Genomic DNA, 21,041 nt, shown 5'->3' on the forward strand with positions numbered 1-21,041 from the left:
CTGGTTCCAGCAGACGTGCTTGCCGCGTGCGTTTCAGTCGTCCAGCGCCTCGGGCGGATGCGCATTGCGGCCTTTGCCGAAGGTGTAGCCGGTCTCGACGGCGTTCTTGCCGAACTTGCCGCGCAGCACGTCGATGGCGCCTTCGGCCAGCGCCCGCTTGCGCGACTGGACGTCGACGAGATCGGGCGGGTCGGCGCGTTCGTCATCGGAGAGGTCGCTGACACCGATGCCGAGCAGGCGGTACTTTGTGCCGTCGGTTTCCTTCGACAAAAGCTGCATGCCGGTCTGGAAGATGCGGTCGGCAAGCCGTGTCGGGTCGGTCAGCTGGCGGTTGCGCGTCCGGAGCTTGAAGTCCTGGCTCTTGAGCTTGAGCACGACGGTGCGGCCGGCAATGTTTGCCTTCTTCAGCCGCGCCGAGACCTTTTCCGACAGCGCACGCAGCACAGGCACCAGCTCCGCCGACGACGCGAGATCGGTATCGAAGGTGGTTTCCGCCGAAACGCTCTTGGCTTCCTGGTCGGGCGACACCTGGCGATCGTCCTGGCCGCGCGACAGGTGATAGAGCCGGCTCCCCATCGTGCCGTAGCGCCGCATCAGGTCGCCGCGGTCCATGCGCTGCAACTGGCCGATGCTGCGGATGCCGTCGCTTTCGAGCGTCGCGGCAAAGGCTTTTCCGACGCCCCAGATCATCGTCACCGGCTGTGGCGCGAGGAAGGCGAGCGCCTCGGCCTCGCCGATGACGGCAAAGCCGCGCGGCTTGCGCAGGTCGGAAGCGACCTTGGCGAGGAACTTGCAGTAGGACAGGCCGGCGGAGACGGTGATGCCGATCTCCTTCTCGACGGCAACCGCAAAGCGGGCGAGCACAAGGGCCGGCGGCAGGCCATGCAGGCGCTCGGTGCCGTCAAGGTCGAGAAAGGCCTCGTCGATCGACAGCGGCTCCACCAGCGGCGTCAGCGCCTGCATCATCGAGCGCACCTCGCGCCCGACGCGGACGTATTTTTCCATGTCGGGGCTGATCACGACCGCCTCTGGACAGGCCTCCAGCGCCTTGAACATCGGCATTGCCGAGCGCACGCCATGGATACGGGCGATGTAGCAGGCCGTGGAGACCACGCCGCGCTTGCCGCCGCCGATGATGACCGGCTTGTCCTTGAGCTCGGGATTGTCGCGCTTTTCGACTGCCGCATAGAAGGCATCGCAGTCGATATGGGCGAGGTGCAGCTTGTAAAGCTCGGGATGGCGCAACAGGCGCGGGCTGCCGCAGCCGTGGCAGCGCGGTCCCGACCCACGCTGAAGGGCAAGGCAGTCGCGGCAAAAACCGTGGCTGGGATCGTTGACAGGCATCGCCTTCGCTGCGAACATAAAGAGAACAAGCGCGATTTTATGTCAGCTGCCCCGTCGGGACAAGGCTGCGCTCTGGAGCCATGCCATGACTGATGCCATTTCGCCGCTGACACCGGATCTGTGGCCACATTTTGAGGATTTGTTCGGCAAGCAGGGCGCCTGCTATGGCTGCTGGTGCACCTATTTCAGGCTGCCGCCGGCGGTCAGGCGGAACAGCAAACGCGAGAGCAACAAGGATCACATCAAGACGCGAATCGCGGCCGGCCCGCCGCCGGGCCTGCTGGCATTCTCGGATGGCGAAGCGGTCGGCTGGATGCAGATCGGCCCGCGCGCCGACGTGCCCGAATTCAACAACAAGGGCAGGGGCTCCGCGCCGTTGTCACCAGAGGATGCCGGCGATCCAGCCGTCTGGGCCATTTCCTGCTTCTTCATCCGCGGCAAGGCACGCGGCCAGGGTGTGACGCACCGGCTTGTCGACGCCGGTGTCGCATTCGCGCGCCAGGCGGGTGCCCGCGTGCTTGAAGCCTGCCCAATCGACCAATCGAACGGCAAACACCCGGTCAGCCTGTTTGTCGGCTCGACGCGGGTGTTCGAAAAGGCGGGGTTTACGCGCGCAATCGAGCGGAAGCCGGGCCGGCCGCTGATGCGTCTTGAACTGTGAGGCGTGGCTACGGCGGAAGCAACTTAACCTGAAAAGCCGCCGGCTTCGAGAAACGCCAGCTCCTGCTCGGTCGATTCGCGGCCGAGGATGAAGTTGCGGTGCGGGAAGCGGCCAAAACGGGCGACGATGTCGCGATGACCGATGGCGTGCTTGAGGTAGTCGCCGCCAAGCGCCGTCGAGCGTTCGAGCGGGGTGTCGTGATCGGCCAGCGTCTCGGAATGCGAGAACGGCAGATAGAAAAACACCCGGATTGGCCCATCCGTCGCCATGTCGTGGCCGTCGGCCACCGCCCGGCGCGCGAAATGGCGGGCGAGCGGATCGGTGGCATACATGTGGCCGCTGCCACGGAAGCAATTGCGCGGAAACTGGTCGAGCAGGATCATCAGCGCCAGCGCCCCCTCGGCATCGTCTGCCCAGTGGTCGCACTGGCGCTTGGCGGCGGCCATGTGCAGGTCGCCGAAGCGGCTGCGGAAGCTGTCGTCGAACATCTCGTCCTTGCGGAACCAGCTTTCCGGCCCGGATTCGCGCCAAAAGGCGACCACTTCGGTTGCACGCTGCCTGTCGATCATCTTCGGCTCCTCGTTGCTTTCACTGTGGCATCGCGCGTAGCCCATCGACGCGCGACGGCAAATCCATCATTCGCCAGGCACGACCCTCTTGGCGATCGCGTCCGCTGCTTCCTCGTTAAGGGCCTTGGCGGTACGGCGCGGCGGTGTCAGCGGTGTCGGCACCGGCCCGGCGATATTGCCTTGCAGGAAGTCGCCGCCGGCGTGGATGTCGCCGGCGAACTGCATCTCCAGCCGTGCGGCGTCACGGCGGCGCACTTCCTCGATCACCTCGGCGACGTCGTCCCGATCCTCGCCGAGCTTTTCGAGCGTGGCGCCGCCAAAGACGATCGCCGATTCGAATGTCTCGCGCAGTTGATAGTCGACGCCGGCGCGAATGAGCTTCATCGCCGTGCCGCGGTCATAGGCACGCGCCAGAACCGGCACCAACGGGAACTCGGCGGCGAGGTTTTGTGCGATGCGGACAGCAACGTCTTCCTTGTCGACGCAGATCAGCACGGCGCGTGCCCGTCCGGCGCCTGCCGCATGCAGGATATCGAGCCGGGTGCCGTCGCCATAATAGATCTTGAAGCCGAAATCGGCGGCCGCCTGGATCATCTCGACGTCGTTGTCGATGATCGACACGTCGACGCCGCGCAGCAGCAAAGGCTGGCTGGCGATCTGTCCGAAGCGACCGAAGCCGATCACGAGCACCGTGCCACTGAGTTCCGCTGCGACATCAACGTCTTCGAGCGATTGTTCGACCTGCGGCGTGAAGCGGCGCAGCACCATGATCGCCAACGGGGTCAGCACCATCGAGATGATGATGATGGCAGTCAGGATCGCATTGGCCTCGCCGTCGATGATGCCGACGGCCAGCGCCGAGGAGTAGAGCACGAAGGCGAATTCGCCGCCTTGCGCCATGATGACGGCACGTTCCAGCGCCTCGCGATGACCCGACTTCCGGAAGCGCGCAACCCCATAGATGCCGATGCCTTTCATCAGCATGTAGACGACGACGTAGAAGGCGATCATCTGCCAGTTGGCCAGCACGACCGTCAGGTCGAGTGACATGCCGACCGCGATGAAGAACATGCCGAGCAGGATACCGCGGAAGGGTTCAACGTCGGCTTCGAGCTGATGGCGGAAGGTCGATTCGGACAGCAGCACGCCGGCGAGAAACGCACCCATCGCCATGGAAAGACCGCCAAGTTGCATGGCGAGTGCTGCACCCAGCACAACGAGCAAGGCAGCTGCGGTCATCACTTCGCGAGCGCGCGAGTCGGCAAGGACCCGGAACAACGGATTGAGCAGATAGCGGCCGGCGATGACCAGTCCGGTGATCGACGCGACGCCGATGCCGATGTCGGTCAGCCGCCCGGCCCAGCCCGTACCAGTGTCGGAGGCTGCCGGCGCCAGGAAGGCCACCAGAGCCAGCAAAGGCACGATGGCGAGGTCCTCGAGCAGCAGGATCGAAACCATGCGCTGCCCCTTTGGCGTCGACATCTCGCCACGCTCGTCGAGCAACTGCATGACGATTGCGGTGGACGTCAGCACAAAGCCGGCACCGGCGACAAAGGATTGGGAGACCAGGAAACCTCCGGCGAGGCCAACCATGGTCAACAGAGCCGCGCAGATGCCGACCTGCAGTGCGCCCAGCCCGAAGATTTCGCGCCGCAGACCCCACAGCCGCGACGGCTGCATTTCGAGGCCGATGATGAACAGGAACATCACCACGCCGAGTTCGGCGACATGCAGGATGGTGGAGGATTCGGTGAAGATGCCGATGCCGAATGGGCCAATGACCACACCGGCGCTGAGGTAGCCGAGGATGGAGCCGAGGCCGAGTCGCTTGAAGATGGGGACGGCCACGACGCCTGCAGCCAGCAGCGCCACCACCGGAACCAGATCGACACCCGCTGTCTCTGCTGCCATGCGCCTTTTCGATCCTTGGCTGTGCGGCTGATACCGCTTGGTGGGAAAGCGCCAAGATAGGTGCTTCGGGCGCTTCAGAACAGCCCGGCCAGCCTATCGAATTGTCCCGCCACAACATTGTCGCCGAATCGCTGTGGCATGGCTCTGGCCCCACAACCTGCCATTGCGTGTGACATGGCTTGACGCTAAGGCGGGCTCGGTTTCGACCAGTGTGGGGTTGAACTGCCGCCGGCGTTTGTTGCCGGCTACGAGGAGAGGACTGACATGAGAAATATGCTGTTTGCCGTGCTCGGCGTTGCCGCGCTTGGCCTTTCGGCCTGCTCGAAGGCGCCCGAATGCACCGCCGAGGTTCTGACCAAGAAGGGCCAGGAAGTGGCGACCGCGCTTCAGGAAGCCATCACCAAGGACCCGGCCAAGGCTGCCGAGCTGTCCGCCAAGGTGCAGGAAGTTGCCACGAAGTACACCGGTGCGACGACGTCGGAAGAGGCCTGCAAGGCCTATGACGACCTGCTGACCGCCATCAAGGGCTGATTCTTCGGCCTGAAACGAAAAGGGCGGTACCACGGGTGCCGCCCTTTTTCTTTGCGATTTGAAGAATCAGTTCTTGGCGATGGCTCCGACGGCGGTTCCGTCGACGCGCGACAGCTTCATGCCGATCACCGGCACCAGTTGCTTGTCGACGCGTACCGAGACGGTGACATGCATCAGGTTGTCGTCGGGCATGCGTGCCTGCATGACGCCGTTGAGCTGGTTGCGGTTGAGCGACAGGATCACCTTCCGGCCGTCGACAACACTGCCGGAGATGATGTCGAGGCCCTTGCCTTCGGAGCCGTCCAGGAACTTGCCGCGATAGCCGCTGCGGCCCTTCTGTTCGATGGTTGCCGACATCTTCTGCGTGAACACGCCGACGCGGCATCCGCCGTCGAGAGACATGCCGACTGTGCCGTCAGGGGTCGAACCGGTGAAGTTGCAGGTGAATTTGGTACCCTTGTATTTGCCGGCGACGATCTCGCCCGGCCCGACCCATTCGCCTTCCACTGTCTTGAAGAACTTCTTGTCGCGCTCGGCGCCCTTGACCGTGTCGGCATGCGCGACGGACGGCAGCGCCATAGCCACGGCAGGCAGGACAGCGGACAACAACAAGCGCTTCATGGGCACACCCGACAGCAGGAAACTGGAACGATTAGCTTTGAGGACCATGACCAAGAATGGTTAATGCTTCGTCTATTTGACCTTTTCGGCGCCCTTGTCCTTGGTCGCGAAGGTGGTCAGCGCAGCCAGGAAATCGCCTATGCCGGGGCGCTTGACCGCGGCAAAGGGCAGGGGCCGTGCCGTTTCCATCGCGGCGATGCCGATGCGGGCCGTCATCATGCCGTTGACCACGCCTTCGCCGAGCTTGGCCGACACCTTGGCGGCAAGGCCGTGGCCGACAAGCTGCTGGACGAAACTGTCGCCGACGGCAATCGAGCCGGTGACGGCGAGATGGGCAATGGCCGAACGGGCAAGCCGGAAGAAGCCGAGCGTGCCGGGCCTGCCGCCATAGAGTTCAGACAGGCGCCGGATCAGACGTCCGGCCTCGAACACGACATAGGCGATATCGACCAGCGCACGCGGGCTGACCGCGGTTACCAGCGACACACGCTTGGCGGCGTCGAGGATGAGAATCTTCGCTTGCGCGTCGAGCGGTGTCAGTATCTCGGCTTCGGCGAGCCGCACGAGATCGGCGCCGTCGATCACTTCGCCGCGCAGGTCGGCGAGCGCGCGCCGGCCCGCCGCCGTTTCAGGCTTCGACGACAAAAGGTTCGACAATTCGTCGACGACGTTGCGAGCTGCGGCCGGATCGTTGCGCGCAATGGCGTCAGTCGCCCGGTTGCGCAGGCGCTCGACAGAGGCCAGCCGGAACACTGCCAGAAGCTCGCGGGCGAGGATCACCACAAGTGCCGATGCCGCGATGCCTGCGGCGGCCACCGCCAGCCAGCCGAGCCAGTCGGCGCGCGAGAACAGGTCGCGGATCAGCCTGTCGGTCCAGAGCCCGACGCCGAGCGAGATCAGGATGCCGAAGGCGGTAAGGAAGATCGCGCCGATGCGGGACCTGCGCCTTTGGGCGGTTGCGGGCGGTGGTTCGGCCGCAGCAATGTCCGCCTCGTCGAAGACATCGAACTCGGCTGGCGTCACCACAGCGGCTTCGGCTGCCAGCGCGCGCGGCTTGCGCGGTGCCGCCGCCGACGGCGCACGGACGGCTGTCTCTTCCGTTACCGGTTCCGGCTCGATGCGAAAGGCCGCGGGTTTTCGGGGAGCGCTCATGCGAGATGGTCTCCGATGAGGAATTGCAGCGCGCGGTCGAGCCGGATGTGCGGCAGCGACAGCGTCACGCCTTCGGCCGTGCGCTCCAGCCGGGGCGGGCGGAAGCGCACGAAACGGATCGTCGGATCATTCGCATCCTGGCGGTGATTGGTGCCGAAATCCTGGAACACGACATCAGCCTTGTCAGGTAAGTCCCCGGGAAATATGGCAGTTTCACTGTTGCCGTCGAAGCGTTCCTTGCCGATCGTCTCGCCTTCGATCGGGGTCCCGATGATGACGGGCAGTGTCTCGCGACCTTGCTTGACGGTGCCTTCGCGGGTGGCGCGGACGGCGGCAAGCGCCAGCACGTCGACCTCGGCACCGGAGAGGTTGGCGCGTGCCACGGCGCGGTCGGTGAGCCGGCGCACGATCGACTGCAGCCGGTCGTGGCTCTCGTGATGCAGGTGATCCGCCTTGGTCGCTGCAACCAGGATGCGGTCGATGCGTCGCGAGAACAGGTCGGTCAGGATATTGCCCCGGCCCGGCCGGAAGCAGGCGAGGATTTCGGTCACCGCGCGCTCGAGGTCGGCGATGGCGCCGGGGCCGGCGTTCAGTGCCTGCATCGCGTCGATCAGCACGATCTGGCGGTCGAGCCGCGCGATATGTTCGCGGAAGAACGGCTTCACCACATGCGTCTTGTAGGCCTCGTAGCGCCTTTCCATCATCGCGTGCAGCGAGCCGGGCCGCGCCCGCTGGCTGAGGCCGGGAAGCGGGGCGAAGGTTAGCGCTGGTGATCCCTCGAGGTCGCCGGGCATCAGGAACCGGCCGGGCGGCAGCGTCGACAGCGCGCGCTCGTCGTCCTTGCAGGCCTTGAGATAGGCGGCAAAACTCTCGAACAGCCGCCGGGCCGTCATCTCGTCGGCATCCGCCTCGGGCTTGACCGTGGCGGCAAGCTCACGCCAGGCTTCCGACAGGTCGGCACGAACCGGCAGGCGTGCGAGCTCGAACGCCTCCCGGGAGAAATCGTCGTAGCTCTTGCCGAGCAGCGGCAGGTCGAGCAGCCATTCGCCCGGATAGTCGACGAGGTCCACCGACAGTTTTCCAGCTGAAAACATGCGGTTCCAGCCGGAGGCCGACTCGAATTCTATGGTCAGCCTGAGTTCCGAAATCGCGCGGGTCGAATCCGGCCAGATGCGCTGGTCGACGAGGGCCGAAACATGATCCTCATACTGGAAGCGAGGCACGGCGTCGTCAGGCTGTTCTTCGAGGAAAGCGCGTGAAATGCGCCCCGATTTCTGTGCCTCGAACAGCGGCAGCCGGCCGCCATGGATCAGATTGTGGACGAAGGACGTGATGAAAACGGTCTTGCCGGCCCGCGACAACCCGGTCACTCCGAGCCGGAGAGACGGCGAGAAAAGTCCCGCGGCACGGCCGGAAAACGTGTCGAGCGCAATGCGCGCCTCATCGGTGAAGGTGGTCAGAGACGCCAATCGTCGATCCCCATGCGGTCGCGCCGGATATAGGTGCCGCTGCAGGGATTTGAAATGGCGGCCGGTTTCAAAGATCGGCAGGCGTCAGAAACGCCTCGAGATAGCCATTGCCGAGTTCGGCTCCGGAAAGCTCGCCTTCGAAGCGGATCACGGCCAGGCCCGAGGTCGGGAAACCGGTCTGCAGCGTATGCAGCGCCGCTTGGTCGCCATCGCCTGAAACAGCCATGGCGAGGTCTTCCATCATCGGGTTGTGGCCGATGACCAGGATCGAGCCGTGCCTGCCATTTTCGCGGATCTTGTCGAAATAGCCCGCGGCGTCGGCGCTGTAGAGGTCGTCGGTGAAGACGACCCGGCCGGTGTCCGCGTGGCCGGCGAGGCCCTCCAGGGTTTCGCGGGCGCGCCGGGCGTTGGAGCAGAGTGTGAGTTCCGGCACATAGCCGTTGGCGCGCATTGCCGTGCCGGTGGCTTCGGCGTCCGCGATGCCGGTGGCGTCGAGCGGCCGGTCGAAATCCCTGACGCCGGGCAGGGCCCAGCCGGCCTTGGCGTGTCGGAGAAGGTAGAGCTTTCCCAAATGTTGCTCCTGGAAGCCCGATCTCGCGACGAGCCTGCGCCAACTTGTCATCTCTGGATGTAGCCAAGCGTCAGGCCGCTTGCAACCGGACGATGCCATTGCGCGTTTCTTGAGGTGAGAGTTGCGCGCTTGCCACGTCCGAATCACGACATTGTGGGCGGCGCAAACTTTTCGATGAATACGCTTGTGTGGGGCTTGGCCCGCGAATATATAGGCGCCAAAACGGGGTTGTCGGGTGAGTCGAATGAACGATACCGTTACTCTTGGCTACGTGCCCTCCGATGAGGAGCCGTTCATGAACGAACGGCAAAAGTCTTACTTCAGAGCTAAGTTGGTTGCCTGGAAGAACGACATCCTCCGCGAAGCTCGCGAAACCCTCGAAATACTTCAGCAGGAAAATGCCAACCATCCGGATCTTGCCGACCGCGCATCGTCCGAGACCGACCGTGCCATTGAACTCAGGGCACGCGACCGGCAACGCAAGTTGATCTCCAAGATCGACTCTGCCCTGCAGAGGATTGACGAGGGTACCTACGGCTATTGCGAGGAGACAGGTGAACCGATTTCGCTGAAGCGACTGGACGCACGTCCGATCGCTACGCTGTCGATTGAGGCTCAGGAGCGTCACGAGCGCCGCGAAAAAGTCTATCGAGACGACTGATCGCGGAATGGCAAAAACGAAAAAGGCGGCTTCGGCCGCCTTTTTTCTTGTCCGCATTACAAGATCGTCGGTCAAGCTTACCGCTTGTGACTGGTAAGTTCGCCAAGCAGCTTGGCCATTTCGTCATCGAGCGATGGATCCACAAGCTTTGCCGGTTTGGCTTGCGGCTTGTCGTCGAGCGACACTTCGAGCTCCTTCATCAGCGTGTCGTCGATGAGGTCGCGCGGCGATGGTGCCGCCACGGGCGCAGGTGCAGGTCGCGCCGGAGCCGAGTAGGTTGGCGCAACATAGGTTTTGGGATCCGGGCTGTTCGTGACCAGCGGTGCCGAAGCCAAGGGCATCTTGGGCGGTGCCGGGCGTGACTGGACCGGCGCTGGTGCCTGCTGCTGCTGTTGCGGCCTGGCAGTCGCCGGCGTTGCCGGGCGAGGGGCTGGCTGCTGCGGGCTCTGCTGGGGACGAGGCGCCTGGGGCGCTTGTTGCGCACCTTCGGTGCCGGTCAGTGCCGGGCGCCGCGGCGCGGTCATGCGGATATCGGTTTCGACCACCACGTCGGTCGGCCCGCCGATCAGCAGCAGGTGTTCGATGTCGTCGCGGCGCACCAGAACGAGCCGCCGCTGGCTGTCGATGGCGGTCGCGTCCATGACGGCGAGGCGCGTCTTCCTGTTCCTGCCGCCGGCAACGAAGGTGCCGAAAGTCAGGCTGCGGACCAGCTTGACGATGACGAGCACGATGACCAGCAGCACGAGGGCGGCGAAGGTCCACAGCACCGCCGCCGTGTATCCAGGTCCTGCTACGCTATCGAGCCATTCAAACATGTCTTACCCCCGTCGCCGCCCCGCGCGACACTAAACCTTAGCTGTCGCGCCCGGCAAGTTGCCATCACGCATTACAGGCACGATTGACGCTAAGCGCATGATCTTGCCCCGGGCTTGCACCGCCTTTTTGTGGCTAGGCCTTTTCCCGGTAAGGAGAATGTGATTCAACCGCTCCAGTACGAAGGAGCCGGAGAGACTCGCAGGGGCATGGCCAAGGAAACGCGCAACGACTTCTATCCGGTTCCGATTGTGGATCAGGCAGCGCGCCCCGATGCCATCACCCGGCTGATCATCTTTATCGTCGTGTTGACGGTGGCGGCAATCGTCTTCGGCATCTTTCGCGAGAGGCTCGGCGACCCGTTCCTGATGGGCATGCTCGGCGTGCTTGCGATGGTCGGCGTCGGCTACCTCTTCGCGACCGCCATCGGCTTCGTCCAGATCGCACCGCGTTCGCCGGCCGACGGGCTTTCCAAGGCATTTGTCGACTCGATGTCGCAAGGCCTGGTGCTTACCGACGCCAAGGGCCGCGTCGTCTACGCCAACCGCGCTTATGCCGATATGACCGGGGCTACGACCGCCACGGACCTGAAGACTGTCGAGGGCCTGCTGTCGGACGTGCCCGAAGCGTCATCGACGATCTCGCAGCTCGCGTCCGGCCTGCGTGACGGCGAGGCCAACGATGGCGAGTTCCGCCTCGCACAATCCATTCGCCCAGGTGCAGCTCCCGGCGCGCGCTGGTACCGCGTGCGGGCACGCGCTTTCACGGTACCCAGCCAGCGCCAGCCGCTAAACGCCTGGCAACTGGCCGATATTTCTCCAGAAAGAGCCGAGCAGGAGCGCTTCTTTCTCGATCTGCAGCAGGCCATCGATCACCTCGACCATGCCCCGGCAGGGTTCTTCTCGGCCGACCAGGACGGCCGCATCACCTATGTCAACGCGACGCTGGCCGAATGGCTGGGCATCGACCTGGCAAGCTTCACGCCCGGCGCCGTCACGCTCGACGAGGTCGTCGCCGGCGACGGCATGGCGCTAGTCCGCTCGGTCAAGGCCGATCCGGGAACCACGCGCAACGCCGTCATCGATCTCGATCTTGCGACCATCGCGGGCGAGGCCTTGCCGGTGCGATTCATGCACCGCGTCTCGGCAAGCCGCGAAGGCGTCAACGGGCCGACGCGCACGATTGTGCTTAATCGCACCCAGGGCGAGGACTCTTCCGCACAATTGCGTGCTTCGGAGGTGCGCTTCACGCGCTTCTTCAATTCGACGCCGATGGCGATCGCCGGCGTTGATCACAATGGCCGCATTCTGCGCACCAATGCACCGTTCCTGTCGCTGTTTTCGTCTGTCGTCGATCGGGATGCCGTCGACCGCAAGGTCCGTCTCGACACCGTCATCCACGATCGCGACCGAGCGGCTTTCGCGGCCGCTCTCGAGAAGGCTCATCAGCGGCAGGCCGATATTGCGCCCATCGACACCGTGATGCCCGACAATGAGGAGCGCCATATGCGCTTCTACGTCAATGCGGTTGCCGACGGATCGGATGCCGAGGGCGCCGAAGAGGCGGCGATCGTCTATGCGGTCGAGACCACCGAGCAGAAAGCGCTCGAAAACCAGATGGCGCAGAGCCAGAAGATGCAGGCGGTGGGACAACTCGCCGGCGGCATTGCGCATGACTTCAACAACGTGCTTACCGCCATCATCATGGCGTCGGACCTGTTGCTGACCAACCATCGTCCGTCGGATCCGTCTTTCCCCGACATCATGAACATCAAGCAGAATGCCAACCGCGCCGCTTCTCTGGTCAGGCAACTGCTGGCGTTCTCGCGCAAGCAGACGCTGCGCCCCGAAGTGCTGAGCCTTACCGACGTGCTCGCCGACCTGCGCACGCTGGTGGCGCGCCTGGTCGGCAACAGCATCAAACTCAAGATCGATCATGGCCGCGATCTGTGGCCGGTCCGCGCCGATATCGGCCAGTTCGAGCAGGTGGTGGTTAACCTCGCCGTCAATGCGCGCGACGCGATGCCCGACGGCGGCGACCTGATGATCCGCACCAAGAACGTGCCTGCCGACGAGTGCAAGGCCTATGGCTATCGTGAGATGGTGCCTGCCGACTATGTCGTGGTCGAGGTCGAGGACACCGGCAGCGGCATCGCGCCCGAGGTTCTGAAGAAGATTTTCGAGCCGTTCTTCACCACCAAGGAAGTCGGCAAGGGCACCGGCCTGGGCCTGTCGATGGTCTACGGCATCATCAAGCAGACCGGCGGTTTCATCTACTGCGATTCCGAGGTCGGCAAGGGAACCGTGTTCCGCATCTTCCTGCCGCGCCATGTCGCCAAGCCAATGCCGGTCGAGGAGCCAAAGGCGGACGGCGAGATTGCCGTGACTGCGGCCCCGAAACAGCCGGAAGCAGCACAGGCCAATGGCGCCAAGGACCTTTCCGGTTCGGCAACCGTTCTTCTGGTCGAGGACGAGGATGCCGTGCGCATGGGCGGGGTGAGGGCGCTGACGTCGCGCGGCTACACCGTGCATGAGGCGTCGTCGGGCGTCGAGGCGCTCGAGATTTTCGACGAGCTCAAGGGCCAGATCGACATCGTCGTCTCGGACGTGGTGATGCCCGAGATGGACGGGCCGACACTGCTTGGCGAACTGCGCAAGCGTCAGCCCGACATCCGCTTCGTATTTGTATCAGGTTATGCCGAAGACGCCTTTGCCAAGAACCTGCCGGCGGATGCGCAGTTCGGCTTCCTGCCCAAGCCGTTCTCTCTCAAGCAACTGGCGACCGTCGTCAAAGAGGTGCTAGAAGGCTAGGCATCGTGTACAGCCAGTGTCAGTCCTGCCCGACTTTCTATTAGCTTTCCCGTATGTGCTGATCATGCCATCATGCGGGGAAGCGTCGTCGGGGGTGACAGATGCAGACTACGCCGCATAATGAGGCGAAACGAGGCGACTACGCCGAAACCGTTCTACTGCCGGGCGATCCCCAGCGTACCGAATGGATCGCTGCCACCTTCCTTGAGGATGTCCGCTGCATAAACCGGGTGCGTGGCGCACTCGCCTATACCGGCCGCTATCGCGGCAGTCCAATCAGCCTGCACACGACAGGTATGGGTGCGCCTTCGCTCGCCATCTATGCTCATGAACTGCTTGAAACCTATGGCGCACGGACACTGATCCGCGTCGGCACCTGCGGCAGCCTAGCCGACCACGTCAAGCTGCGCAGTCTGGTCATTTCACAATCGTCGAGCAGCGACAGCGCCATCAATCGCCAGCTTTTCGGTGTCTACGACTACGCGCCGAGCGCCGACTTCGAGCTGTTGTGCCGGGCTGCCCGGCGGGCAGTCGAAATGGGCATCATCCATTATGTCGGCCAGACGGCCTCGAGCGACGTGTTTTATCATCCCGATGTGCTCGGGCGTTTTGCCGGAGTGCGTGCCCATGGCGCGCTGGCGGTCGATATGGAGACAAACGCGCTGTACACGATCGCCGCGCGCTTCAGAGCCAAGGCGCTGTCGATCTGCACGGTTGTCGACAGCCTCGTCAATGGCGAGGATACGGATGCGTCCGAGCGCCAGGAGCTGTTCTCCGACATGGTCCGGCTTGCCCTCGACGTTGCGATCGGCACATCAAGGGTCGAGGCGGAGCCTGATCGTCCCTGAGGTAGCATGGATATGCGGCTGTGCTAACCTGATGATGGCCTTGTGAGTCGACCGTTTCCCGCGTTCCCGATCGATGAGTGGTTGTCCGGCGGTGCCGGCAAGTTCCGCGCAAGCTGCGATCCATACCTCTTATCGAGCGTTCTGGTCTGTGTTCGTTGCGTCTGGGCAATCGACAAGGGAACAGCCAGTTGGAACAGTTTGTCGAGGAAAGCATGAAGAGGCGTCTGACCGAGCCGGTCGACATACTCACCGCGGTCAGCATCCTGAAGTCATATGGATATCTGGGGGACGAGCTGATCATCGCCATTACCCGGATTTTCTACGTCGATCTGGACGCGCTCAACGAAGTTGTCGCCAACGCGTGAGGCCGGAGCCGGCATTACGCTGCCAAGCTGGAATGTTGCGATGCAGCATTGGCGGCTTGCATTTTCCTCCCAAATCATCCATATGCGGCGTCATAGGCGCTTGGGCCGGGCTTACGGCTTTCTCACTAGAGAGACTGGTTGCGTCTGTTTTCACCCTTGCCGGTAACGGCAGGCGGCGGAATAGACCCGCGGCATGAGGCCAGCGGGCACGACAGCGCAGCCGAGCGGACAGTCGTCCGCCGCCTTGTCGTTTCACGAGAGATTTAGGCCGGCAGGTTGCGCCCTGCCGCCATTGTTGTTTGTGGCGGAATAGCCGTCGCACGAAAGAAGAAGATATTGACGAATGAAAACAATGCGGAGCTGAACGGCTTCGCCAAACTCGGCATTACCGGCGCGCTGCTCAAGGCGACCCAGTTGGCCGGGTTCAACGAGCCGAAGCCGATCCAGATCGAGTCGATCCCGGCGCAGCTGGCTGGCCGCGACATCCTCGGCATCGCCCAGACTGGTTCAGGCAAGACTGCGGCCTTCTCGCTGCCGATCCTGTCCAAGATCATGGCGCTCGGCACCAAGCGTCGACCCAAGACGGCGCGTGCGCTGATCCTTGCGCCGACGCGTGAACTCGCCGTGCAGATCGAAGACACCATCAAGGTGCTCGCCAAGGGCGCGCACGTCTCGACCGCGCTGGTCCTCGGCGGCGTGTCGCGTTTCTCGCAGGTCAAGAAGATCGCGCCGGGCGTCGACGTGCTGATTGCCACGCCGGGCCGCCTGACCGACCTCGTCCGCGAAGGCGACCTCGTTCTGGCCGACACCGAATGGCTTGTCCTCGACGAGGCCGACCGCATGCTCGACATGGGCTTCATCAATGACGTCAAGCGCATCGCCAAGGCAACGTCGCGCAACCGTCAGACAGCCCTGTTTTCGGCAACCATGCCTCAGGAGATCGCCGAACTCGCCCAGGGCCTGCTCAAGGATCCGATCCGCGTCGAGGTTGCCCCGCAGAGCACCACCGCCGCCGAGATCCGCCAGAGCATCATCCTCGCCCGCACCAAGCAGAAGCGCCAGATCCTGGCAAAGATGCTCGCCGACGAGGCCATGACTTCGGTTCTGGTCTTTGCCCGCACCAAGCATGGCGCCGACCGCGTCGTGAAGGATCTGGACCGCGACGGTTTCCCCGCCGCCGTCATCCACGGCAACAAGTCGCAGAACGCACGTCAGGCTGCACTGAACGGTTTCCGCGCCGGCAAGGTTCGCATTCTGGTCGCCACCGATATCGCGGCACGCGGTATCGACGTGCCGGGTATCAGCCACGTCGTGAACTTCGATCTGCCTGATGAAGCCGAAAGCTACGTCCACCGTATCGGTCGTACTGGCCGCAACGGTGCCAATGGCATCGCGGTCACGCTGGTTGATCCTTCGGAAAACTCCAAGCTGCGTCAGGTCGAGCGCATCATCCGCATGAAGCTGACCATCGACGCCGATCACCTCGGCGAACCTGATCCGGTGCGTCCGGCTGGCGAACCGCGCGGCTTCACGCCGGCCAACGACCGCGGCGAGCGCGACGAGCGTCGACCCAGCGGTCAGCGCCCGCGTGGCAACAATGGCGGCAAGCCCAAGGGCGGCCATGGCGGCGGCGACCGCAAGCCTGGCGGCGCTCCGAAGGGTGCTGCGCCCAAGGGCGGCAAGCGCCGCTTCGGTGCGCGCAAGCCGAACACGCGCGCAGCGTGATCTGTGCAGCAGATCGGGCCTGACTGGTCCATTTGCTGCATTGTATGAATAGGTTAGGGCGGTCGGGGCGGTGCTTCGGCCGCCCTTTCGTTTGAGGGGACGGAATGGCCGGAATAGCGACGCTCGCAATCGCTTATGTGCTGTCCCAGTTCTATCGCTCCTTCCTGGCGGTGCTGACCCCGGCACTCACCGCCGAGCTCGGTGCCACCAAGGCGCAACTCTCCGTCGCCTCCGGCGCCTTCTTCATCACCTTTGCCCTGGCGCAATTTTTCATCGGGGTGTCACTCGACCGGTTTGGCCCGCGCCGCACCGCTTCGACACTGCTCTTGCTCGGCGGCGGGGGTGGCGCCTTTGTCTTTGCCTTGGCAACTGCTCCCTGGTTGGTCACGGCGGCCATGGCGCTGATCGGCATCGGTTGCGCGCCGGTGCTCATGTCATCGCTGTTCATATTTGCGCGCACTTTCTCCACTGCCCGCTTTGCCGTGCTCGCCTCGTGGATGGTCGCTTTTGGCACCGCCGGAAACGTCATTGGCGCCGCCCCGCTGGCGCAGGCTGCGGAGGCGTTCGGCTGGCGACCGGTTATGGCCGGGCTGGGTGTCATTACCATTGCCGCGGCACTTGCCGTGCTGGTCGCCGTGCGTGATCCGAAATCGCCGGAGGACATGAAAGAGGGCAATATCGGTTTCGGCGGTTATCTCGAACTGCTGCGAATGCGTGTCCTTTGGCCGATCATCCCACTAACCGCGATCAATTATGCGCCGACGACCGGCATCAGGGGGCTCTGGTCCGGTCCCTATCTCGTCGATGTCTACGGCGCCGACGCGCTGCTGATCGGGCAGGTGACGTTCTTCATGGCGCTCGCCATGGTCGCCGGCGCCTTTGTCTATGGCCCGCTCGACACGATGTTCCGCACCCGCAAGTGGGTGGCTGTCATCGGCAACACCATCGGCCTCATGGCGATCCTCTATCTCGCGCTGAACGTCGTCACCGACGTCACCACCGTCACGCTCATCTTCGTGATCATCGGCGTGTCTGGTGGTGCCTACGGCCTGCTGATGGCGCATGCGCGCGCATTCCTGCCGCCGCACCTGATCGGGCGGGGCGTAACGCTGATGAACTTCTTCTCCATCGGCGGCGTGGGACTGATGCAATTCGCGACAGGCGCAGTGGTCACCGCCAATCTGCTGCCGGGTCAGCCGACGGCAGCCTATTCGGCGCTGTTCTGGTTCTATGTGCTGATGTTGGGGGCGGCGATCGTCATCTACCTCTGGGCACGTGACGCAAAGCCCGAGGTCGTGGTCGAGGATCAGTCGAAGCTCGAGCGCCTGAGATAGATCAAGGGCTCCATCTTCCAGCGGGTGGCAACGCGCAGCGCCATTTCGCGCAATGGTCGCGGCAGCAGGAACAACAGCTTCATTGCCCATGTCAGGCGGCGTGGGAAGGTGACCTCGAAACCGCTCTTGCGTATCGCCTTGCAGACCCGTTCGGCGGCCGCCTCGACCGGCATCATCGCAGGCATGTAATAGGCGCTCTTTTCGGTCAGCGGCGTGTCGATGAAACCGGGGTTCATCACCTGGGTGCGGATGTTCATCTTGTCGAAGTCGAACTTCAGCGCTTCGGCGATGATGTTGACGGCTGCCTTTGTGGCGCCGTAGGCGGCCGTCGTCGGCCAGCCGAAATAACAACTGATCGAGCCCATGAAGACGATATGTCCGCGGCCACGATTGCGCATCCGCTCGATCACAGGAACCAGGCCGTTGATGACGCCGAAGACGTTGACGGCGAAACTCTGGCGGAAGGCTTCCATGCGCAGGTTTTCGCCGGTTACCGGCATGTAGGACCCGGCATTGAAGATCGCGAGCACGATCGGCCCGGCCTGCGCTTCGATGGCGGCGACGGCGGCAGCCATTCCAGCCTCGTCGGTGACGTCGGAGGGAAAGGCCAGCACCTTTCCGGCCATGCCGCGTGTTTCCTCGATCAGAGTATCGAGCGGGTCGTTGGCCCGGACGGTGACGGCAACCGTGTAGCCTTGTTTTGCCAACAAGCGGGCCACGCTGCGGCCAATACCGGTGCTGCCGCCGGTAATCCACGCGACCCCGTGTTCCGGGTCGGCCCGGTATGTGCTCACTTCTAACCTCTGGGCAGTAGCTATTGCGTAGCTCTAGCCGGGCGGCATGCATATGGAAAGGCTGTTTTAGGAAGCACCGTGATGATGGTGCCTTGACTGGTCAGGGAGGGGGCTTGCGCGCGTTGACGTCGGGATGCGACTGGTCCAGAGAATTTCATCCCTTGAAAGCGCGAGCTCACATTTCTAGGGTTCTCAGGCGAATTAGGAAGGAATCTTCATGCGCTCGGTGATCGATGCCATCGGCAATACGCCTCTCATCCGGCTCAAGCGGGCCTCGGAGGAAACCGGCTGCGAGATACTCGGCAAGGCCGAGTTCATGAACCCGGGGCAATCGGTCAAGGATCGCGCCGGCCTGTTCATCATCCGCGACGCCGAAAAACGCGGGCTGCTGCGGCCCGGCGGTGTCATCGTCGAAGGCACGGCCGGCAATACCGGCATCGGCCTGACCGTCGTTGCCAAGGCGCTCGGCTACCGCACTGTGATCGTCATTCCCGACACGCAGAGCCAGGAAAAGAAGGATGCGCTTCGCCTGCTCGGTGCCGAGCTGATCGAGGTTCCGGCCGTTCCCTACAAGAACCCGAACAACTACGTGAAGGTTTCCGGTCGCCTGGCCGAGCAACTGGCGAAAACCGAGCCGAACGGCGCCATCTGGGCCAATCAGTTCGATAACGTCGCCAACCGCGAAGGCCATATCCGCACCACGGCCGAGGAAATCTGGCAGCAGACCGGCGGCAAGGTTGACGGTTTCGTTTCGGCCGTCGGCACCGGCGGCACGCTTGCGGGCGTAGCGATCGGGCTGAAGGCAAAGAGTGCTGCCGTGAAGATCGCCATCGCCGATCCCTTGGGTGCTGCGCTCTACAGCTACTACACTTCGGGCGAATTGAAAGCCGAAGGCAGTTCGATCACCGAAGGCATCGGCCAGGGCCGGATCACCGCCAATCTGGAAGATTTTACACCGGATTTTTCGTACCAAATCCCCGATGAGGAAGCATTGCCGATCGTCTTCGAGCTGATCCAGGAAGAGGGTATCTGCGTTGGCGGCTCGACCGGCATCAACATTGCCGGCGCGATCCGGCTGGCAAGACAGCTCGGCCCTGGGCACACCATCGTGACGGTCCTTGCCGATTTCGGCACGCGCTACCAGTCCAAGCTGTTCAACCCTGATTTCCTGCGTAGCAAGAGCCTGCCTGTGCCCGATTGGATGGAGACCGAGCCCAGCATTTCGGTGCCGTTCGAGCAGGTGGCGTGATGGCATTTTCGACCGAGGCGGTGTTTCGCGAGGATTCTTATCTCCGCGAGACCGAGGCCAGTGTCGTCGGCGTCAATGAGCGCGGCGGCATTATCCTCGACCGGACGATCTTCTATGCGACCTCGGGCGGCCAGCCCGGCGACACCGGCATCCTGGTGCGCGAGGACGGCAGCCGGATCGCTGTGGAGGCCACGATCACGGGTGAAAGCAAGGACGAGATCATCCATGTGCCCGCTCTGGAACAGGGAGTACCCGAGGTTGGCGAGCGGTTGAGACTGGCGATCGACTGGCCGCGGCGGCTTCTGTTGATGCGCATGCACGCGGCCTGCCATCTGTTGACGGTGGTCTGTCCGTACCCGATCACCGGAGCGTCGGTCAGCGAGGAGGATTCGCGCGTCGATTTCGACATCCCCGACGCCGGCTTCACGAGGGAAGATGTGACCGCCAGGTTGATGGAGCTCGTCCGCGCCAACCATCCGATCTACACCAGCTGGATTTCCGACGCCGAGCTTGCCGCCAATCCGACGTTGGTAAAGTCCAAGAATGTGCGCCCGCCATCCGGCACCGGCAAGATCAGGCTCGTCTGCATCGGCGACAATGCCTCGGTCGACAGCCAGCCCTGCGGCGGAACCCATGTCGCCAGCACTGCCGAAATCGGCGAGATCCATATCGGCAAGATCGAAAAGAAGGGGCGGGAAAACCGCCGCTTCCGCATCCGCTTCGGCGCGATGCCTGCCAATTGAACCTGGAGACGTTGCCATGAGTGACAAGAGCGCCTTCGTCATCGATGCGGACTGGCTGGAAATGCGGCTAGGTACGCCCGGCCTGTCGATCGTCGACGCTTCCTGGTACATGCCGGCGCAGAAACGCGACCCGCGCGCCGAATATGACGCCGCCCACATCCCGGGTGCGGTGTTCTTTGACCAGGACCTGATCGTCGATCCGGATTCTGCACTGCCGCACACGCTGCCGTCACCCTCTCTGTTTGCACGTTTCGCAGGCTCGATGGGGATTTCAGCGGACGACACCATCGTCATCTATGACGGCCCGGGGTTCCAGACGGCACCGCGGGTCTGGTGGATGTTCCGGATCATGGGCGTGTTCCAGGTCTACATTCTCGACGGTGGCTTCGACCGCTGGAAGGCGGCTGGTAGACCGGTGACCGCCGAGCCGACCAAGACCGCGCCCGGCGTGTTCCACGTCGACTATGACGCTTCGAAGGTCGTTTCGCTGGCCGAGATGCGCAAGATCGTCGACACGGGCAGTGCCCAGATCGCCGACGCGCGTTCTGCCGGACGCTTCGAGGGCACCGATCCAGAACCGCGTCCTGGCCTGCGCTCCGGCCACATGCCGGGTGCGCACAGCGTGCCGTCGGTGACGTTGTCGGAGAATGGCGAGCTTCTGCCGCTCGACCGGCTGAAGGCAACGCTCGAGGCGGCGGGGCTCGATCTCACGAAGCCTGTCGTCACCTCCTGTGGTTCGGGCGTTACCGCTGCCGTCATCACGCTTGCGCTTCAGTCGCTCGGGCACGGCGACGTCAGGCTTTACGATGGTTCCTGGACCGAATGGGGCGGCATGTCCGACACGCCTGTCGTGACGGGGAAAGCATGAGC

Annotated in this window: 20 protein-coding genes; 11 read left to right on the forward strand and 9 right to left on the reverse strand. The window is 63.5% G+C overall.

Translation table 11 applies throughout. The annotated features are described in order from the left end of the window. Positions 1–33: 33 nt before the first annotated feature. A complete protein-coding gene (locus H5P29_RS18175) occupies positions 34–1,362 on the reverse strand; it encodes a DNA polymerase IV (protein ID WP_154384172.1) in 1,329 nt (442 codons plus the stop codon). A gap of 67 nt (positions 1,363–1,429) precedes the next feature. On the opposite strand from H5P29_RS18175, the gene H5P29_RS18180 reads away from it, so the two are divergent. Beyond that, a complete protein-coding gene (locus H5P29_RS18180) occupies positions 1,430–2,005 on the forward strand; it encodes a GNAT family N-acetyltransferase (protein WP_067961766.1) in 576 nt (191 codons plus the stop codon). A 23-nt stretch (positions 2,006–2,028) separates the two neighbouring features. On the opposite strand, the gene H5P29_RS18185 is transcribed toward H5P29_RS18180, so the two are convergent. Both H5P29_RS18185 and H5P29_RS18190 read right to left on the reverse strand, forming a co-directional pair. Beyond that, positions 2,029–2,574 carry a DUF924 family protein gene (locus H5P29_RS18185; RefSeq protein ID WP_067966504.1) on the reverse strand — a complete coding sequence of 182 codons (546 nt, stop codon included), beginning with the start codon at positions 2,572–2,574 and terminating at the stop codon, positions 2,029–2,031. A gap of 66 nt (positions 2,575–2,640) precedes the next feature. After that, the gene (locus H5P29_RS18190; RefSeq protein ID WP_067961768.1) at positions 2,641–4,485 is read right to left on the reverse strand and encodes a monovalent cation:proton antiporter-2 (CPA2) family protein; all 1,845 of its coding nucleotides are present in this window, start codon (positions 4,483–4,485) and stop codon (positions 2,641–2,643) included. A gap of 264 nt (positions 4,486–4,749) precedes the next feature. On the opposite strand from H5P29_RS18190, the gene H5P29_RS18195 reads away from it, so the two are divergent. Beyond that, positions 4,750–5,016, forward strand: coding sequence for a hypothetical protein (locus H5P29_RS18195; protein ID WP_067961769.1), 267 nt, complete (start codon positions 4,750–4,752; stop codon positions 5,014–5,016). A gap of 66 nt (positions 5,017–5,082) precedes the next feature. On the opposite strand, the gene H5P29_RS18200 is transcribed toward H5P29_RS18195, so the two are convergent. The 4 genes from H5P29_RS18200 to H5P29_RS18215 form a co-directional block, all read right to left on the reverse strand. Next, positions 5,083–5,595: a hypothetical protein gene (locus H5P29_RS18200; RefSeq protein ID WP_246341006.1), complete on the reverse strand. Its 513-nt coding sequence runs from the start codon at positions 5,593–5,595 to the stop codon at positions 5,083–5,085. Positions 5,596–5,709: 114 nt separating this feature from the next. Next, positions 5,710–6,789 carry a YcjF family protein gene (locus H5P29_RS18205; RefSeq protein ID WP_067961774.1) on the reverse strand — a complete coding sequence of 360 codons (1,080 nt, stop codon included), beginning with the start codon at positions 6,787–6,789 and terminating at the stop codon, positions 5,710–5,712. Beyond that, positions 6,786–8,258 carry a YcjX family protein gene (locus H5P29_RS18210; protein ID WP_154384173.1) on the reverse strand — a complete coding sequence of 491 codons (1,473 nt, stop codon included), beginning with the start codon at positions 8,256–8,258 and terminating at the stop codon, positions 6,786–6,788. The genes H5P29_RS18205 and H5P29_RS18210 overlap by 4 nt, the downstream gene beginning before the upstream one ends. 67 nt (positions 8,259–8,325) lie before the next feature. After that, positions 8,326–8,829, reverse strand: a complete 504-nt coding sequence (locus tag H5P29_RS18215; RefSeq protein WP_067961778.1) for a histidine phosphatase family protein — start codon at positions 8,827–8,829, stop codon at positions 8,326–8,328. Between the two features lie 244 nt (positions 8,830–9,073). Between H5P29_RS18215 and dksA the strand changes: the two genes are divergently transcribed. Beyond that, complete coding sequence (gene dksA, locus H5P29_RS18220) at positions 9,074–9,490, forward strand: RNA polymerase-binding protein DksA (protein ID WP_067961780.1); 417 nt, start codon at positions 9,074–9,076, stop codon at positions 9,488–9,490. A gap of 77 nt (positions 9,491–9,567) precedes the next feature. Here dksA and H5P29_RS18225 read toward each other — a convergent pair whose 3' ends face one another. Next, the gene (locus H5P29_RS18225) at positions 9,568–10,305 is read right to left on the reverse strand and encodes a flagellar biosynthetic protein FliO (protein WP_154384175.1); all 738 of its coding nucleotides are present in this window, start codon (positions 10,303–10,305) and stop codon (positions 9,568–9,570) included. Positions 10,306–10,512: 207 nt separating this feature from the next. Here H5P29_RS18225 and cckA point away from each other — a divergent pair, with 207 nt between their 5' ends. The 5 genes from cckA to H5P29_RS18250 all read left to right on the forward strand — a co-directional run bounded on the left by cckA (position 10,513) and on the right by H5P29_RS18250 (position 17,385). Beyond that, entirely contained in the window at positions 10,513–13,113 is a 2,601-nt protein-coding gene (gene cckA / locus H5P29_RS18230; RefSeq protein WP_067961785.1) for a cell cycle histidine kinase CckA, read from the forward strand. Positions 13,114–13,214: 101 nt separating this feature from the next. Further along, positions 13,215–13,961, forward strand: a complete 747-nt coding sequence (gene deoD, locus H5P29_RS18235; protein ID WP_067961787.1) for a purine-nucleoside phosphorylase — start codon at positions 13,215–13,217, stop codon at positions 13,959–13,961. A 212-nt stretch (positions 13,962–14,173) separates the two neighbouring features. Then, complete coding sequence (locus H5P29_RS18240) at positions 14,174–14,326, forward strand: hypothetical protein (protein WP_169808280.1); 153 nt, start codon at positions 14,174–14,176, stop codon at positions 14,324–14,326. 336 nt (positions 14,327–14,662) lie between these two features. Beyond that, positions 14,663–16,051, forward strand: a complete 1,389-nt coding sequence (locus H5P29_RS18245) for a DEAD/DEAH box helicase (RefSeq protein ID WP_067961789.1) — start codon at positions 14,663–14,665, stop codon at positions 16,049–16,051. A 104-nt stretch (positions 16,052–16,155) separates the two neighbouring features. After that, a complete protein-coding gene (locus H5P29_RS18250; protein ID WP_067961791.1) occupies positions 16,156–17,385 on the forward strand; it encodes an MFS transporter in 1,230 nt (409 codons plus the stop codon). Here the strand turns inward: H5P29_RS18250 and H5P29_RS18255 are convergent. Continuing rightward, positions 17,358–18,179 (reverse strand): SDR family NAD(P)-dependent oxidoreductase, encoded by an 822-nt coding sequence (locus H5P29_RS18255; protein WP_067961793.1) that lies wholly within the window; start codon positions 18,177–18,179, stop codon positions 17,358–17,360. The two genes, H5P29_RS18250 and H5P29_RS18255, sit on opposite strands and share 28 nt — an antisense overlap. Positions 18,180–18,396: 217 nt before the next feature. Between H5P29_RS18255 and H5P29_RS18260 the strand changes: the two genes are divergently transcribed. From H5P29_RS18260 to sseA, 3 genes are read left to right on the forward strand one after another with little or no spacing between them, the layout of a single operon-like run. Continuing rightward, positions 18,397–19,428, forward strand: a complete 1,032-nt coding sequence (locus H5P29_RS18260; RefSeq protein ID WP_154384176.1) for a cysteine synthase A — start codon at positions 18,397–18,399, stop codon at positions 19,426–19,428. Continuing rightward, positions 19,428–20,171, forward strand: coding sequence for an alanyl-tRNA editing protein (locus H5P29_RS18265; RefSeq protein WP_067961797.1), 744 nt, complete (start codon positions 19,428–19,430; stop codon positions 20,169–20,171). Before H5P29_RS18260 ends, H5P29_RS18265 begins: the two co-directional genes overlap by 1 nt. 16 nt (positions 20,172–20,187) lie before the next feature. After that, positions 20,188–21,039 carry a 3-mercaptopyruvate sulfurtransferase gene (sseA, locus tag H5P29_RS18270; RefSeq protein ID WP_067961799.1) on the forward strand — a complete coding sequence of 284 codons (852 nt, stop codon included), beginning with the start codon at positions 20,188–20,190 and terminating at the stop codon, positions 21,037–21,039. The last annotated feature ends 2 nt before the right edge of the window (positions 21,040–21,041 follow it).

The sequence above is a fragment of the Aminobacter sp. MDW-2 genome, from assembly GCF_014250155.1.
In the GTDB taxonomy this organism is placed as follows: Bacteria; Pseudomonadota; Alphaproteobacteria; order Rhizobiales; family Rhizobiaceae; genus Aminobacter; species Aminobacter ciceronei.

Excerpts from the sequence above, each read along its gene's own strand:
- dksA (WP_067961780.1), top strand. The coding sequence starts at position 9,074 with ATGAACGATACCGTTACTCTTGGCTACGTGCCCTCCGATGAGGAGCCG.
- H5P29_RS18185 (WP_067966504.1), bottom strand. The coding sequence starts at position 2,574 with ATGATCGACAGGCAGCGTGCAACCGAAGTGGTCGCCTTTTGGCGCGAA.
- H5P29_RS18250 (WP_067961791.1), top strand. The coding sequence starts at position 16,156 with ATGGCCGGAATAGCGACGCTCGCAATCGCTTATGTGCTGTCCCAGTTC.
- H5P29_RS18180 (WP_067961766.1), top strand. The coding sequence starts at position 1,430 with ATGACTGATGCCATTTCGCCGCTGACACCGGATCTGTGGCCACATTTT.
- H5P29_RS18265 (WP_067961797.1), top strand. The coding sequence starts at position 19,428 with ATGGCATTTTCGACCGAGGCGGTGTTTCGCGAGGATTCTTATCTCCGC.
- sseA (WP_067961799.1), top strand. The coding sequence starts at position 20,188 with ATGAGTGACAAGAGCGCCTTCGTCATCGATGCGGACTGGCTGGAAATG.
- H5P29_RS18260 (WP_154384176.1), top strand. The coding sequence starts at position 18,397 with ATGCGCTCGGTGATCGATGCCATCGGCAATACGCCTCTCATCCGGCTC.
- H5P29_RS18175 (WP_154384172.1), bottom strand. The coding sequence starts at position 1,362 with ATGTTCGCAGCGAAGGCGATGCCTGTCAACGATCCCAGCCACGGTTTT.
- deoD (WP_067961787.1), top strand. The coding sequence starts at position 13,215 with ATGCAGACTACGCCGCATAATGAGGCGAAACGAGGCGACTACGCCGAA.
- cckA (WP_067961785.1), top strand. The coding sequence starts at position 10,513 with ATGGCCAAGGAAACGCGCAACGACTTCTATCCGGTTCCGATTGTGGAT.
- H5P29_RS18195 (WP_067961769.1), top strand. The coding sequence starts at position 4,750 with ATGAGAAATATGCTGTTTGCCGTGCTCGGCGTTGCCGCGCTTGGCCTT.
- H5P29_RS18190 (WP_067961768.1), bottom strand. The coding sequence starts at position 4,485 with ATGGCAGCAGAGACAGCGGGTGTCGATCTGGTTCCGGTGGTGGCGCTG.
- H5P29_RS18205 (WP_067961774.1), bottom strand. The coding sequence starts at position 6,789 with ATGAGCGCTCCCCGAAAACCCGCGGCCTTTCGCATCGAGCCGGAACCG.
- H5P29_RS18225 (WP_154384175.1), bottom strand. The coding sequence starts at position 10,305 with ATGTTTGAATGGCTCGATAGCGTAGCAGGACCTGGATACACGGCGGCG.
- H5P29_RS18200 (WP_246341006.1), bottom strand. The coding sequence starts at position 5,595 with ATGGCGCTGCCGTCCGTCGCGCATGCCGACACGGTCAAGGGCGCCGAG.
- H5P29_RS18240 (WP_169808280.1), top strand. The coding sequence starts at position 14,174 with ATGAAGAGGCGTCTGACCGAGCCGGTCGACATACTCACCGCGGTCAGC.